The organism is Streptococcus sp. 714 (assembly GCF_013277115.1).
Lineage (GTDB): Bacteria > Bacillota > Bacilli > Lactobacillales > Streptococcaceae > Streptococcus.
Genome location: NZ_VMMH01000003.1, coordinates 221,320 through 237,236 on the forward strand (window position 1 = coordinate 221,320; position 15,917 = coordinate 237,236).

General features: G+C 35.9%; 13 protein-coding genes. 12 read left to right on the forward strand and 1 reads right to left on the reverse strand.

Going from position 1 to position 15,917, the window contains the following annotated elements; all coding sequences use genetic code 11:
* Nucleotides 1-43: 43 nt before the first annotated feature.
* Nucleotides 44-1,528 (reverse strand): DUF1846 domain-containing protein, encoded by a 1,485-nt coding sequence (locus tag HT718_RS01525; protein ID WP_173266799.1) that lies wholly within the window; start codon nt 1,526-1,528, stop codon nt 44-46.
* A 152-nt stretch (nt 1,529-1,680) separates the two neighbouring features.
* Between HT718_RS01525 and HT718_RS01530 the strand changes: the two genes are divergently transcribed.
* The 12 genes from HT718_RS01530 (at nt 1,681) to HT718_RS01585 (ending at nt 15,911) form a co-directional block, all read left to right on the forward strand.
* The gene (locus HT718_RS01530) at nt 1,681-3,288 is read left to right on the forward strand and encodes an alpha-glucosidase (RefSeq protein WP_173266802.1); all 1,608 of its coding nucleotides are present in this window, start codon (nt 1,681-1,683) and stop codon (nt 3,286-3,288) included.
* A 195-nt stretch (nt 3,289-3,483) separates the two neighbouring features.
* The gene (locus HT718_RS01535; RefSeq protein ID WP_173266804.1) at nt 3,484-5,442 is read left to right on the forward strand and encodes a peptide ABC transporter substrate-binding protein; all 1,959 of its coding nucleotides are present in this window, start codon (nt 3,484-3,486) and stop codon (nt 5,440-5,442) included.
* Between the two features lie 377 nt (nt 5,443-5,819).
* Nucleotides 5,820-7,265: an LCP family protein gene (locus tag HT718_RS01540; RefSeq protein WP_140834306.1), complete on the forward strand. Its 1,446-nt coding sequence runs from the start codon at nt 5,820-5,822 to the stop codon at nt 7,263-7,265.
* 1 nt (nt 7,266) lies between these two features.
* Nucleotides 7,267-7,998, forward strand: a complete 732-nt coding sequence (gene cps4B / locus HT718_RS01545; RefSeq protein WP_173266806.1) for a capsular polysaccharide biosynthesis protein Cps4B — start codon at nt 7,267-7,269, stop codon at nt 7,996-7,998.
* 8 nt (nt 7,999-8,006) lie between these two features.
* Nucleotides 8,007-8,699, forward strand: coding sequence for a capsular polysaccharide biosynthesis protein (locus HT718_RS01550; RefSeq protein ID WP_000653383.1), 693 nt, complete (start codon nt 8,007-8,009; stop codon nt 8,697-8,699).
* 10 nt (nt 8,700-8,709) lie between these two features.
* On the forward strand, nt 8,710-9,393 hold the full coding sequence (locus HT718_RS01555) for a tyrosine-protein kinase (protein WP_061758839.1): 684 nt from the start codon (nt 8,710-8,712) through the stop codon (nt 9,391-9,393).
* A gap of 388 nt (nt 9,394-9,781) precedes the next feature.
* A complete protein-coding gene (locus tag HT718_RS01560) occupies nt 9,782-10,375 on the forward strand; it encodes a sugar transferase (RefSeq protein WP_061758838.1) in 594 nt (197 codons plus the stop codon).
* A 9-nt stretch (nt 10,376-10,384) separates the two neighbouring features.
* Nucleotides 10,385-11,611 carry a glycosyltransferase family 4 protein gene (locus HT718_RS01565; protein ID WP_000697346.1) on the forward strand — a complete coding sequence of 409 codons (1,227 nt, stop codon included), beginning with the start codon at nt 10,385-10,387 and terminating at the stop codon, nt 11,609-11,611.
* Nucleotides 11,608-12,777 (forward strand): glycosyltransferase, encoded by a 1,170-nt coding sequence (locus HT718_RS01570; protein WP_000698475.1) that lies wholly within the window; start codon nt 11,608-11,610, stop codon nt 12,775-12,777. Before HT718_RS01565 ends, HT718_RS01570 begins: the two co-directional genes overlap by 4 nt.
* Nucleotides 12,778-12,793: 16 nt before the next feature.
* Nucleotides 12,794-13,888 carry a glycosyltransferase family 1 protein gene (locus HT718_RS01575; protein WP_000590693.1) on the forward strand — a complete coding sequence of 365 codons (1,095 nt, stop codon included), beginning with the start codon at nt 12,794-12,796 and terminating at the stop codon, nt 13,886-13,888.
* Nucleotides 13,885-14,994, forward strand: a complete 1,110-nt coding sequence (locus HT718_RS01580) for a glycosyltransferase family 4 protein (RefSeq protein ID WP_000756507.1) — start codon at nt 13,885-13,887, stop codon at nt 14,992-14,994. Before HT718_RS01575 ends, HT718_RS01580 begins: the two co-directional genes overlap by 4 nt.
* Nucleotides 14,991-15,911: a glycosyltransferase family 2 protein gene (locus HT718_RS01585; RefSeq protein WP_001222839.1), complete on the forward strand. Its 921-nt coding sequence runs from the start codon at nt 14,991-14,993 to the stop codon at nt 15,909-15,911. Before HT718_RS01580 ends, HT718_RS01585 begins: the two co-directional genes overlap by 4 nt.
* Nucleotides 15,912-15,917: the final 6 nt, after the last annotated feature.

Here is a 15,917-nt window from a genome sequence, read left to right on the forward strand (position 1 = left end):
AGACAGAAAGAAAACCTCTCCGAGAGTGGAGAGGTTGAACTCTTTACTTACGATACAAGCGGTCGTATTGGTAATAAGGGTCAAAGGTTACATTGATACCCAATTTACGAAGGACATTCTTGTCTTCATCAGTCAAGATGATGGTTGAGTGGGCTTCGCTTCCTTTGAGGTTACCAAGTTCTTCCATAGCACGAGCAGCGTCAGGATTTTCTGTAGCTGTGATGGCAAGAGCAATCAGAATTTCATTTGAATGAAGGCGTGGATTGCGGCTACCTAGATGATCGATTTTAAGACCTTGGATCGGTTTGACAACTTCAGGTTCGATGAGTTTTACTTCTTTAGGGATGTCAGCTGATTTCTTGATAGCGTTGATCAAGGCAGCGGCTGTAGGGCCAAAGAGTTCTGAGTTCTTACCAGTGACAATTTCTCCGCTTGGCAATTCAAGGGCTAGGGCTGGTCCGCCAGTTTCTTCTGCTTTTTGACGCGCAACGACAGCAACCTTACGGTCTGCAGGTGTGATGCCGAGGTCGTTCATGAGCAACTCAATTTTCTTAACAGCAGCTTCACCAACTTTTTCAGCTTTAAAGTCAAGAACAGTTTGATAGTAGCGACGGATGATTTCTTGTTTAGAAGCTTCGACAGCAGCCTCGTCATCTGTAATAGCGAAACCAACCATGTTGACCCCCATATCTGTCGGTGAAGCGTATGGAGATTCACCTAGAATGCGCTCTAACATGCGCTTGAGCACTGGGAAGATCTCGATATCACGATTGTAGTTGACAGTGGTTTCTCCATAGGTTTGGAGATGGAAGGGGTCAATCATGTTGACATCGTCAAGGTCAGCTGTGGCAGCCTCGTAGGCCAAATTGACTGGGTGATGAAGGGGAAGATTCCAAACGGGGAAGGTTTCAAATTTAGCGTAGCCAGACTTGATACCATTGATTTGGTCGTGGTACATATTTGACATACAAGTTGCTAATTTTCCAGAACCAGGTCCAGGAGCTGTTACGACAATCAAGTTGCGACTGGTTTTGATGTAGTCGTTTTTCCCCATACCTTCTGGAGAAATGATATGATCCATATCTGTTGGATATCCTTTGATTGGATAATGAAGATAAGAATCAATCCCGTTTTTCTCAAGTTGGTTGCGGAAGGTATCTGCAGCTGGTTGGCCAGCGTACTGTGTGATGACAACAGAGCCGACAAAAATCCCTAATTCATTAAATTTGTCAATCAAACGAAGAACTTCTTGGTCATAAGAAATGCCCAAGTCACCACGTGCTTTGGAATGCTCGATGTTACTTGCATTAATAGCAATCACAACCTCAACCTGCTCTTTCAATTCTTGCAAGAGCTTGATTTTGTTGTCAGGTTCATAACCAGGAAGGACACGAGCAGCGTGGAAATCTTCTAACATTTTACCACCAAACTCCAAGTAGAGCTTGCCGTCAAATTGATTAATGCGCTCCAAGATGTGGTCGCGTTGTAGATTCAAATATTGTTCAGAACTAAAAGCTTGTTTTTTCATTTTTTTACCTCTGACCTCTATTATAATAAAAAATTGGAAGTTAGGAAACTATGGAGTTAAAAAAGGAATCAAAAAGATTAGGCAAACGCTTGCACAAAATTCTGAAAAGCGCTATCATAGACTGTAGATTATTAAAATAATGAGGTAAGAAGATGCAAGAAAAATGGTGGCATAATGCCGTAGTCTATCAAGTCTATCCCAAGAGTTTTATGGATAGCAACGGAGATGGAATTGGTGATTTGCCAGGTATTACCAGTAAGTTAGACTATCTAGCTAAGTTAGGAATTACAGCGATTTGGCTTTCTCCCGTTTATGACAGCCCTATGGATGATAATGGTTATGATATTGCTGATTATCAAGCCATCGCAGCTATTTTTGGAACCATGAAGGATATGGATCAACTGATTGCGGAAGCTAAGAAGCGTGATATTCGTATCATCATGGACTTGGTGGTCAATCATACCTCAGATGAACATGCTTGGTTTGTAGAGGCCTGTGAAAATCCTGACAGCCTTGAGCGAGACTACTATATCTGGCGGGATGAGCCCAACGACTTAGATTCTATTTTTAGCGGATCTGCTTGGGAATACGATGAAAAGTCAGGTCAGTACTATCTCCACTTTTTCAGCAAGAAGCAACCGGATCTCAACTGGGAAAATGAAAAACTTCGCCAGAAAATTTATGAGATGATGAACTTCTGGATTGATAAAGGCATTGGTGGTTTCCGTATGGATGTCATTGACATGATTGGGAAAATTCCTGATGAGAAAGTGGTCAATAATGGTCCTATGCTCCATCCCTATCTTAAGGAAATGAATCAGGCGACCTTTGGAGAAAAGAATCTTTTAACAGTGGGAGAGACATGGGGAGCAACGCCAGAGATTGCTAAACTTTACTCTGATCCAAAGGGGCAAGAATTGTCTATGGTCTTCCAATTTGAACATATTTGTCTTCAGTATCAGGAAGGTCAGCCTAAGTGGCACTATCAAAAAGAGCTGAATATCGCTAAGTTGAAAGAAATTTTCAATAAATGGCAGACAGAGTTAGGAGTTGAGGATGGCTGGAATTCGCTTTTCTGGAACAATCATGACCTCCCACGTATCGTCTCTATTTGGGGAAATGACCAAGAATATCGTGAAAAATCTGCCAAAGCCTTTGCAATTTTGTTGCATCTCATGAGAGGGACACCTTATATCTATCAGGGTGAGGAAATTGGGATGACCAACTATCCATTTGAAACACTGGACCAAGTAGAAGATATTGAGTCCCTCAATTATGCACGTGAAGCGCTTGCGAAAGGCGTTCCGATGGAAGAAATCATGGACAGTATCCGTGTCATTGGTCGTGACAATGCCCGTACCCCTATGCAATGGGATGAGAGCCAAAATGCTGGTTTCTCAACAGGTCAACCTTGGTTAGCAGTCAATTCAAACTATCAAGCAATCAATGTTCAAGAAGCGCTAGGAAATCCAGATTCTATTTTCTATACTTATCAAAAACTCGTTCAAATCCGCAAAAAGAATAGCTGGCTGATTCGAGCTGACTTTGAACTATTGGAAACAGCTGACAAGGTCTTTGCTTATATCCGTAAAGATGGTGATCGTCGTTTCCTAGTTGTGGCCAACTTGTCCAATGAAGAGCAAGACTTAACAGTAGAAGGAAAAGTTAAATCAGTCTTGATTGAAAATACTGTGGCTCAAGAAGTCTTTGAAAAACAAATCTTAGCTCCATGGGATGCTTTCTGTGTGGAGTTGGGCTAAATATTTCTGAACAGAAAAATCTAAAATCGAAATCGTATAAAAACAAGGGAGGACTGTATGAAAGACAGAAATTCTTTGTTTTTTTATGCCTACATTTATAAACTTTCATTCTAAAAATTCAATTAACTTTACAAATCCGGGCTATTTTGGTAAAATAAGTTTATGTTATAAAAACTAACATAAAGGAGAAAGACGATGAATACAAAAAAGCGTGTTCTTAGTGCAGGCCTAACTTTTGCGGCTGCCTTGCTTTTGGCTGCCTGTGGACAATCAGGTTCAGATACAAAAACTTACTCATCAACCTTTAGTGGAAATCCAACTACATTTAATTACTTATTAGACTACTACGCTGACAATACATCGATTATCACCAACCTAGTGGATGGTTTGCTTGAAAATGACAATTACGGAAATCTAGTTCCATCTTTGGCAGAAGACTGGTCTGTTTCGAGCGACGGTCTGACTTATACTTACAAATTGAGAAAAGATGCCAAATGGTTCACAGCTGACGGTGAAGAGTACGCTCCAGTCAAGGCACAGGATTTTGTGACAGGTATCAAGTACGCAGTGGATAATAAATCACAGGCCATTGACTTGATTCAAAACTCGATTAAGGGACTGAATGATTATATTACAGGAGTGGATTCTGACTTTTCTAAGGTTGGGGTGAAGGCCATTGACGACCAGACGGTTGAGTATACTTTGGTACGCCCAGAGCCTTACTGGAATTCAAAAACAACCAACAGTATTCTTTTCCCAGTCAACGAAGAGTTTTTAAATTCAAAAGGGAAAGATTTTGGGACCCTATCTCCAGATAGCATTCTTTACAGCGGACCTTACTTGTTAAAAGATTTTACATCAAAATCATCGATCGAGTATGTGAAAAATCCGCATTACTATGATCATGACAAAGTATCGATTGAGCGCGTGAAATTGGCTTATTTTGACGGCTCAGACCAAGAATTGACTATCCGTAACTTTGAAAGCGGAGCTTATTCAATCGCAGGTGTTTATCCAAATAGTTCAAACTTTGCTAAGACAAAGGAAAAATATAAGAATAATATCATTTACAGTTTGCAGGACAAGACTTCTTGGTATTTTAATTTTAACGTCAACCGTAAGGCTTACAATCACACTGCTAAAACGACAGATGAGCAGAAGAAGTCAACTGAGACAGCTGTCTTGAACAAAAACTTCCGTCAAGCAGTGAACTTCGCCTTGGACCGCACAGCCTATTCTGCCCAGTCAAATGGGGAAGAAGCTGCTAGCAAGACTCTTCGTAACACCTTGGTGCCTCCAACATTTGTCCAAGTTGGAGATAAGACCTTTGGAGAAGTAGTCGCTTCTAAATTGGTCAACTATGGCACAGAATGGTCAGATATTAACTTGGCAGATGCCCAGGATGCCTATTTCAACAAAGAAAAAGCCCAAGCAAAATTTGCGGAAGCTAAAAAAGAATTGGCAAGTCAGGGTGTGACTTTCCCTATTCACTTGGATGTGGCAGTTGATCAGACGAATAAAAATGCTGTGACAGGTATGAACTCAGCTAAGCAGACCCTTGAATCAGTTTTGGGTGCTGATAATATTGTCATTGATGTTCAGCAACTGTCAACAGATGATTTTAATAATGTAGCCTTCTTGGCACCAACACCAGCTGATCGAGACTACGATTTGAACTTTGATGGCTGGGTAGGTGACTATCAGGATCCATCAACTTATCTCAATCCTTTCAATGCAGAGGATGGATTCTACCTCAAGATTTTTGGTCTAGATGCCAAGGAAGATAAAGCAAAAATTGCTAGCCTAGGTCTTGACACCTACACTAAGATGCTTAAAGATGCAGATAGTGAAAATAAAGATGTAGCTAAGCGTTATGAAAAGTATGCTGAAGCTCAAGCTTGGATGATCGATAACTCTCTCCTTATGTCAGCTATGTCAAATGGTGGTACAGCTTCTGTAACTAAAGTGACACCATTTACAAGAGGTTATTCATTGGTTGGTATCAAGGGTGATGGAAATAACTACAAGTACATGAAACTGCAAAAAGATACTGTTACAACTAAACAGTATGAAGAAGCCAAAACTAAATGGGAGCAAGAAAGCAAAAAAGCAATCGAAAAAGCTCAAAAAGAAGCAGAAAAGCATGTTAAATAATGATGAGTGGTTCTATTGGATGGTTTTTATAAAGCCATCTTAATAGAGCTGTTTTTTGCTGTACGGGCTAGTAGTTGTCTAGTTGTGTTGAATTGTAAATGAAATGCTGTATTGATTTTGATGGTCTAATGCTCAATGAAAATCAAAGAGCAACTAGGAAGATATACACAGAATCTCAAAGACTTGTTTTGAGATTGTCCCCAGCAACATATAACTATGATACGGTGGTACTGATATGCTTTGAAGAGATTTTAGAATAGTATCAGTGCTTATGATGTCCAAATAATCTATATCGAAGGATGTCTATAAACTCGTAAATGTAGAGTTTATCGTAAAAAAGTGATATAATAGTAGCATTAAATGTATAGGTGTTAATCATGAGTAGACGTTTTAAAAAATCACGTTCACAGAAAGTGAAGCGAAGTGTTAATATAGTCTTGTTGACTATTTATTTATTGTTAGTTGGTTTTTTATTGTTCTTAATCTTTAAGTACAATATACTTGCTTTCAGGCACGTTAATATAGTGGTCGCAGTTTTTGCTTTGGTGGTTGCTGTCAGTGCTACACTACTAATAATCTATAAAAAAGCAGAAAAGTTCACGATTTTCTTTTTAACACTTGCTGTGTTAGTGAGTTCAGTTTCTGTATTTGCTCTGCAACAATTTGTAGGATTTACAAGCCATATTAATGCAACTTCAAATTATTCAGAGTATTCTCTCAGTGTTGTAGTTTTAAAGGATAGTGATATCAATAATGTTGCTCAATTATCTAGTGTTATAGGGCCAACTGGGACGGATAATGAGAATATTCAAAAGTTAATCGCTGATATTAAGACGAGTCAAAATAAGGATTTGACGGTTGATAAAAGTACTTCTTACTTGTCAACTTATAAAAGTTTGATTTCTGGAGAAGCTAAAGCTATTGTCTTAAATAGCGTGTTTGAGAATATTATTGAGGCAGAGTATCCGGATTATGCTTCTAAAATCAAGAAAATTTACACTAAAAAGATGACTAAAGAGGTTGAGACTCCTAAGGTATCTAAAGATCGCTTTTTCAATATCTATGTTAGTGGTATTGATACTTACGGTGCCATTAGCTCAGTTTCTCGCTCAGATGTTAATATCTTGATGACGGTCAATAGGGATACGAAGAGAATCCTTCTGACAACAACTCCTCGAGATTCATATGTTCCTATTGCTGATGGTGGTAACAATCAAAAGGATAAATTGACTCATGCTGGTATATACGGGGTTGACTCATCCATTCACACCCTCGAGAATCTTTATGGTGTAGATATTAATTATTATGTTCGTTTGAACTTTACATCATTTTTGAAATTAATTGACTTGTTGGGTGGAGTAGATGTTGATAATGAACAAGAGTTTTCATTGCAAAATGGGAAGTTCCATTTTCCAGTCGGGAATGTTCACCTTAATTCCGAGCAAGCTCTTGGCTTTGTTCGTGAACGGTATTCATTAGCGGATGGAGATCGTGACCGTGGTCGAAACCAACAAAAGGTTATTGTAGCAATTATTCAGAAGCTGACTTCAACCGAGGCCTTAAAAAACTACAGCAATATCCTTCAAGGCTTGCAGGATTCCCTTCAGACAAATATGCCGATTGAGACGATGATGGATCTAGTGAATACTCAATTGGAAAGTGGAGGGAACTATAAAGTAAATTCTCAAGATTTAAAAGGGACAGGTCGGATGGATCTTCCTTCTTATGCAATGCCAGACAGTAACCTCTATATGATGGAAATAGATGATAGTAGTTTAGCTGCAGTTAAAGCAGCTATACAGGATGTGATGGAGGGTAGGTAAAATGATAGACATCCATTCGCATATCGTTTTTGATGTAGATGATGGACCAAAGTCAATAGAAGAAAGTAAAGCACTGTTAAAGGAAGCTTATAATCAAGGAGTTCGAATGATTGTGTCTACTTCGCATCGTCGAAAAGGAATGTTTGAGACTCCCGAAGAAAAGATTGCAACAAATTTTATGAAGGTTCGTGAAATTGCAAAAGAAGTAGCAGATGATTTAGTCATTGCTTATGGCGCAGAGATATACTATACTCTGGATATTCTAGAAAAGCTAGAAAAAAAAGAAATTCCTACCCTTAATGATAGCCGCTATGCTTTGATTGAATTTAGTATGAATACACCCTATCGTGATATTCACAAGGGATTAAGTAATCTTTTAATGTTGGGAATTACCCCGGTGATTGCTCATATTGAACGTTACGATGCATTAGAGAATAATGAAAAACGTGTTAGAGAGCTGATTAACATGGGGTGTTATACTCAGATAAATAGCTATCATGTTTTAAAACCAAAGCTTTTTGGAGAAAGATATAAATTCATGAAAAAAAGAGCTAGGTATTTTTTGGACCGTGATTTGGTTCATATAGTTGCCAGTGATATGCATAATTTAGACAGCAGGCCACCATATATGGAGCAAGCTTATGAGATCATTGCTAAGAAATATGGAGCGAAAAAGGCGAAAGAACTTTTTGTGGAAAATCCCAGAAAAATTATAATGGATCAATTAATTTAGGAGAAAATATGAAGGATAAAAACACTTTGGAAATCGATGTATTGCAACTATTCAGAGCTTTATGGAAAAGAAAGTTAGTCATTTTATTGGTGGCAATTATAACTTCTTCAGTTGCTTTTGCTTATAGTACTTTTGTTATCAAACCTGAATTTACTAGTACGACTCGGATTTATGTAGTTAGCCGGAATCAGGAAGAGAAATCTGGTTTGACCAATCAAGACCTACAGGCAGGATCATACTTGGTTAAAGACTATCGTGAAATTATCCTATCGCAGGATGTTTTGGAGAAAGTTGTGTCTGATTTGAAACTAGATTTGACGCCAAAAGGCTTGGCTAATAAAATTAAAGTGACAGTACCAGTTGATACCCGTATTGTGTCTATTTCAGTTAATGATCGAGTTCCTGAAGAGGCAAGCCGTATTGCTAACTCTTTGAGAGAAGTAGCTGCTCAAAAAATTATCAGTATTACTCGTGTTTCAGATGTAACAACCCTTGAGGAAGCACGTCCAGCAATTGGTCCATCATCACCAAATATTCGTCGTAATACTGTGATTGGAGCAGGTCTTGGAGCAAGCCTAGTGATTGTAGTAGTGCTATTGATTGAACTATTTGATGATCGTGTAAAACGTCCAGAAGATATAGAAGATGTTATGGAGATTTCACTCCTTGGAGTCATTCCAAATCTGGATAAAGTAAAGTAAGGGAGAAGAGATGGCAAAGTTAGAATTATCACAACAGAAACTTAACACTGTAAAAAAAGCAGAAGAGTATTATAATGCTTTACGAACAAATGTACAATTGAGCGGCAATAACTTGAAAGTTATTGCAGTCACCTCAGTTGATCCTAGTGAAGGGAAATCTACAACTTCTACTAATATTGCTTGGGCTTTTGCGCGTGCAGGCTATAAGACTCTTTTGATTGATGCAGATATCCGGAATTCAGTTATGTCTGGAGTATTTAAGTCAAGAGAAAGAATTACAGGTTTGACAGACTATTTAGCTGGAACTCAGGATTTGTCAAATGGGCTTTGTGAGACAAATGTTGACAATTTGTTTGTCATCGAGTCAGGAGTGGCTTCTCCTAATCCAACAGCTCTTCTTCAAAGTGATAACTTTGAAATTATGATTGAAACCTTACGTAAATATTTTGACTATATTATTGTTGATACGGCACCAATTGGAGTTGTAATCGATGCAGCTATTGTTGTACAAAAATGCGATGCATCTATTTTAGTTGTAGAGGCAGGAGTTGCAAAACGAAGAGAAGTACAAAAAGCGAAAAGCCAGTTAGAACAAACAGGAAAACCATTTTTAGGTGTCGTTCTCAATAAATTTGATATTCAACGTGAAAAATATGGCTCTTACGGTGGTTATGGTAATTATGGTAAAAGATAAAATGAGGTTAGGGAGTCCATATAGAAGGACGGGGGTTCTACAATATAACTATGGTAATCTTATAGAATGTACCTGTTAGTTTGCTAGCTTATATACTGATTGCAATTTCAGAGACCGATATTTCTTTAAATTAAATATTAGATCTGTTTGGAAGAACAATTGAATTGAACCTTCTAATACATTATTGATAATTCATATATTACTGAAACAAATAAATTTTCTTTAGATGGAGAAAAGTTTTATTTGAAATAGAGGATAAAAGAATTATATTTTTGAAAATCATTGAGTGATCAAATACATATTGAGTTTTTGTGGTTTTATAGGCTGAAAAATTTAATTTGATAAATGGAAATAAGATGAACTTTGTATTTATAGTGAGAGATAGTTTATGTACAGTATATTAAAACGATTAGGAGATATATCTATATCTTTAATAGCGATAACGTTATTTTGTCCAGTTTTTATCTTAATTGCAATTGCGATTAAATTGGATTCAGAAGGACCGGTAATATTTAAACAAAAACGTTTTGGAATTCACAAAAAAACTTTTTATGTTTTTAAATTTCGGACTATGAAAGTGGAATCACCAAAATATGTGGCAACTCGAGATTTACAAAATCCAGAGCAGTGGATCACTAGAGTGGGAGCTTTCTTAAGGAAAACATCTCTAGATGAATTACCTCAATTATGTAATATTCTTGTTGGTGATATGAGCATTGTGGGTCCTCGACCAGTGGTGGTAAGTGAACGTGATGTAATAGAGGCAAGAGAAAAATACGGTGCAAATGATGTTTTACCAGGATTAACTGGATGGGCGCAAATCAATGGTAGAGACAATCTATCTACAGACATAAAAGCAAAATTGGATGGTTACTATGTGAAGAATAGATCATTAATAACGGACATAAAATGCATAGTAAGAACAATACCTTATGTATTGAAACGAAAAGGAATTGTAGAGGGGAGTAAACGAGAGAGTTAAGATAGTGAAATGAAAATTTTATTTGTTAGTCAACATTATAGACCAGAACCTTTTAGATTATCGGATATTTGTGAGGATCTTGTTGAGAGAGGTCATGAAGTTACTGTTTTAACAGGAATTCCTAATTATCCTGAAGGTAAAATATATGCGGATTATAGGAATAAGCAAAATAGACGAGAGACTATAGAAGGAGTTACTGTTTTTCGTTCCTATACAATTCCAAGAGGAAAAAGTACTTTACATAGGATATTAAATTATTTTAGTTTTGCTATTAGTTCATCGATAGGAGTTCTACTGGGACAGTATAAAGCAAAAGATGGTTCAGAATTTGATTGTGTTTTTGTAAATCAATCATCTCCAGTTATGATGGCATGGGCTGGTATGGCTTATAAAAATAAGTATAAGAAACCTTTGTTTCTATATTGTATGGATGTTTGGCCAGATAGTTTAACTGTGGGAGGAGTGAAACAAGATAGCTTGATTTTCAAGTTGTTTAAATTTATCTCAAAAAAAGTTTATCGAGCTAGTGATTATATATTTGTCACTAGTCCATCATTTAAGAGTCATTTTGTGAAGCAATTCGACATATCAGAACAAAAGATTACTTATTTACCACAATATGCAGAAGATCTTTTTATCCCTGATGAATCTATAGTTAATAAAGAAAGTGTTGACCTAACTTTTGCTGGTAATATTGGTAAAGCACAAAATTTGGAAACTATTTTGAAAGCTGCCAGTTTGATAGAAAAGAATACCGATTTACCCAAGAAAATTCATTTTCATTTTGTTGGAGATGGTACGGAATTGCTAAGCATGAAAGCCTTAGCTCATGAATTGGAGTTGAAGAATGTTTCCTTTTATGGAAGACGTTCTTTGGAAGAAATGCCAACCTTCTATAAAAAATCAGATGCTATGTTAGTTTCTTTAATAGGAGACTCGATAGTTTCTCGTACTATACCTGGAAAGGTACAATCTTATATGGCAGCAGGAAAACCAATTATAGGTGCAATTTCAGGAGATACTAAAACCATCGTAGAGGAAGCAAATTGTGGCTATGTTAGTTCTGAACAAGATGTGGAACAATTAGCACAAAATATTTGTGAGTTCAGTATGTTATCTATAGAGGAACAAAAGGAGTTAGGAAAGCAAGCTCGTTCTTACTATGAAAAGCACTTTTCTAAAGAGCAGTTTATGACACAGTTGGAAAAGTATTTGAGAGAGGAATTTTCCTCATGAAAATTTTGATGATTAATACTGTTTGTGGTATTAGGAGTACAGGAAGAATTTGTACGGATATCGCAACCGCTTTAACAAAGCAGGGGCATGAAGTTAAGATTGCATATGGACGTGAGCATGTGCCGACACAGTATCGAGATTACGCAGTTAAAATAGGCTCTAGAGTGGATGTAAATAGACATGTCTTACAAGCTCGAATTTTTGATAATGCTGGTTTTGGAAGTAAAGCGGCAACTAGAAAATTTATCACTTGGATGAAAGAATATGATCCTGATATTATTCATCTGCATAATTTACATGGATACTATATTCATGTAGGAGAATTATTTTCCTATTTGAAAACTTGCGGAAAGAAAATTTTATGGACTTTACATGATTGTTGGGCTTTTACTGGACATGGTGCTTACTTTGATACTTTAGAATGTGAAAAAATTGGACAGTGCCATCATTCGAGTCAAAAAAACGATTATCCAAAGTCATTAATTGATTTTTCATCTAGAAATTTTAAACGTAAAAAAAATTTGTTTACAGGTGTTCCAAACTTGACACTTATTACACCATCAGAGTGGTTGGCAAATTTGGTAAGAAATTCATTTTTGAAAGAATATCCCGTAACAGTTATTCATAACGGTATTGATACTACTATATTTAAACCAAGGCTATTTGAGGCTCAGGAATTGAGAAAAAAATTTAGCTTAGAAGGCAAACAGGTACTGCTTGGTGTGGCTTCTATCTGGGATCAGCGTAAAGGCTTGGATGATCTATTAGAATTATCTACACAGCTAAAATCTTATCAACAATTAGTTTTGATAGGATTATCAAAAGAACAATTGAATAAACTTCCTAAAGAGATTATTGGTCTGACCACAACAGATAGTGTGGAAGAACTTTCTGCTTGGTACACGTTGGCAGATGTATTTATCAACCCGACAACACAGGATAATTATCCGACAACTAATTTAGAAGCTATTGCCTGTGGGACACCAGTTGTGAGCTACCCAACTGGGGGGAGTATAGAAAGTACACATATGTACGGTATAGTGTGTAGTGATAGAACTGTTACTTCTATACTAGGATCCCTAAAAGAAGTGAGTCAATGTAAAAGGAATCCTAATTTTAATTTGTCAAAAGAGTATTTTGTAGAAAATATACTCAATTTATACTAGTGGAACTGGAGTTGATATGATAAAGATTTTATACGTTAACGGCGGGACTATGGATAGAGGCGGTGTATCTACCTTTATGATGAATGTTTATGAAAAAATGCATTCTGAAAACATTCAAATTGATTTTTTAGTCCATACATTGTCCAAAGGTGTACGCGATGAAGATATTTTAAATCTTGGAGGTAAAATCTTTAGAGTTCCTGCCAGAGGAAGGAATCCTTTAAAAAATTATCGTCAAATTAAGCAAATTATGCTGAATGGAAAATATGATGTAGTTCATGCGCATGCTGATGCAGGAAATAGTACAATTTTATCTATTGCAAAAGAGTGTAATATTCCTATTCGTATTTCACATTGCCATAATACAAACTATACAAACAAAAGTTTATTGAAGAGGTTTTTGAATGACCAATTCAAGAAGCAAATTCCGAAATATGCTACTCATCTATGGGCTTGTTCGGAAAAAGCAGGAGAGTGGTTGTATGGTAATCACTCTTTTGAAGTTATTCCTAATGCTATTGATGTTCAAAAGTTCATCTATAGTCCACAATTATCTAAAGATTTGCGTAAGGAATTAAATTTAGAAAATAAGTTTGTTATTGGTCATGTAGGACGATTTGATTATCAGAAAAATCATGATTTTCTTCTTAAAGTTTTTGCGGAAGTTATCAATGAAAGAGAAGATGCTCATCTTGTTCTCATAGGTAAGGGAGAATTGGAAGAGGTTATTAAAAAGCAAGCAAATCAATTAGGAATATTGGATAAGATTAGTTTTTTAGGTGAGTCTTCTAATGTAAACAAATTGATTAATGTATTTGATGTAGGTGTTTTCCCATCTCTTTTTGAAGGTTTTGGTATAGCTGTGCTAGAGATGCAAATCAACGGTTTACCATTAGTAGTTTCTGATAATTTTCCCAGTGAGATTAATTTAACTGATAATATACGTTTTTTATCATTGGATGAAACAGTTAAATATTGGTGTGAAACGATTTTGGAGACCAAAGGACGGGATACTGGGGCAGTTGATAAAATTATTGCTAAGGGTTATAACCTGTCTGATATGGTTAATAAGTTAACAAAAACTTATGAAAGAATTGTAGATAAATCATGAAAAAAGTATTATTTGTAACTAATATTCCATCGCCTTATCGTGTGGATTTCTATAATCAACTTGGGAAATTTGTGGATTTAACTGTTATTTTCGAAGCAACAGGAGCTCAAGATATTAGATTTGATTACCGTGAGACTTTTAAAAATTTTACCGCCATTTTTTTAAGTGAAGGTAATATTGATGAGAAGAAATTAAATTCAGCTATATTCCAGTATTTAATTCCTGAAAAGTATGACTATATTTTTTTGACTAACTATTCTTATCGAACAGAATTATTTGGTTATTTAAAGTGTGTTTTTTCTAAGATACCGTTTATATTAGAAATTGATGGCGGTAAGATACCAGAAAGCGAGAACTTTTTAAAATACCAGTTTAAAAAATTTATTCTTACGAAACCCTGCTATTATTTTAGTCCTAGTCAGTCCAGTGATGATTTCTTAGCGTATTATCATGTGAATAAAGAAAATATTTATCGGTATTCATTTACTTCCTTATCAGAGAAAGACATACGATATCAAATTGTCGATGAGGAAGAAAAACAATTTTTAAGAAAGAAACTGGGATTCAGTCCAACTAAAAAAACAATTTTATTTGTTGGTAGAATCATCCCTGGTAAAGGTGTGGATGTTCTAATCAAGGCTGTTCAGAATTTAGCAGACAATATACAATGTTTGATTGTAGGGCCAAGTCCTGATAGTGAATACAAACAATACTTACTTGATCTTATTGGACAAGATAGCCGTTTTCATTTTATTGATTTTTTACAGACATCTGAACTGAAACAATACTACAAGCTATCTGATATATTTGTTTTACCAACAAAGTCGGATGTTTGGGGACTTGTTGTAAACGAGGCAATGTCGCAGGGACTTCCTGTTATTTCTACATCTGCATGTGTTGCTGCAATTGAACTTGTTTCGAATGGTTATAATGGATATGTTATTGATAGGGTTGATGACTGGAAAGCTATTTTTCAAAAGTTAAGCCAAGTATTACAAGATGACTCATTACGAGTTCAATTATCTCAAAATGCTTTATCTACTATTAGAAACTACACTATCGAAACAATGGTTGAAGAGCATTTGAAATTTATGGAGGAAAAATGAGGATATCTATTGCAATGACAACCTATAATGGAGCAGATTATTTGCTAGAGCAGCTAGAATCGCTTCGTACTCAGAGTTTAATGGCTGATGAAGTTATTATTGTTGATGATTGTTCAACAGATAATACAGTTGATTTACTTAATATGTATATTCAGAAGTATCATCTTGATAATTGGGTATTGATAAAAAACTCATCTAATATAGGTTGGAGAAAAAACTTTAGAAAAGCGCTTCAAAAGACAACAGGAGATGTAGTTTTTCTTTGTGATCAAGATGATATTTGGAATAAAGATAAAATTTCACTGATGGTAAAAGAGTTTCATAAATCGCCGTCAATAGAACTATTAGCTAGTAACTATGAGATTCTCGATTTTGGTAGAAATGATAAAATCAAGATTAAGGATGTTGAGTTAGATAATGGTGCTGTAGTCCCGTTTTCGTTAAAAAACAAGAGTATTTCTGTTATGAGACCAGGATGTACTTTTGCAGTTAAGCGTGAGTTGATAGTTCTGTTAGAAAAGTATGATATAGATAGATTTGGCCATGATAATATTTTATGGAATCTAGCTATGGTAAGAGGAACTCTATATCTATACTTAAAACGCTTAATACATTTTCGTCGCCACGAAACAAGTGCTTCTGCTCCTAAGCAATCTCTTAATCGTGAACGGCGAGTTGTTGAAGTGGATACGAGTTATCAAATTGCAGTTTTCTTACTTGATGTGGCTCGTAAAGAACATTTAGACATAAAAATAATTTCTCAACTTGAAAATATGGCAATGGTTCTTGAGAGACGTAGAGAGATTTTAAAAGATGGTACTCTTATGCAAATAGTTCATTTCCAATTGAAGTATTATGCTTATTATCCTACATTCCGCAATTTAATATCAGATATATTAGTGTTTTTAAAAAAATAATGAGAG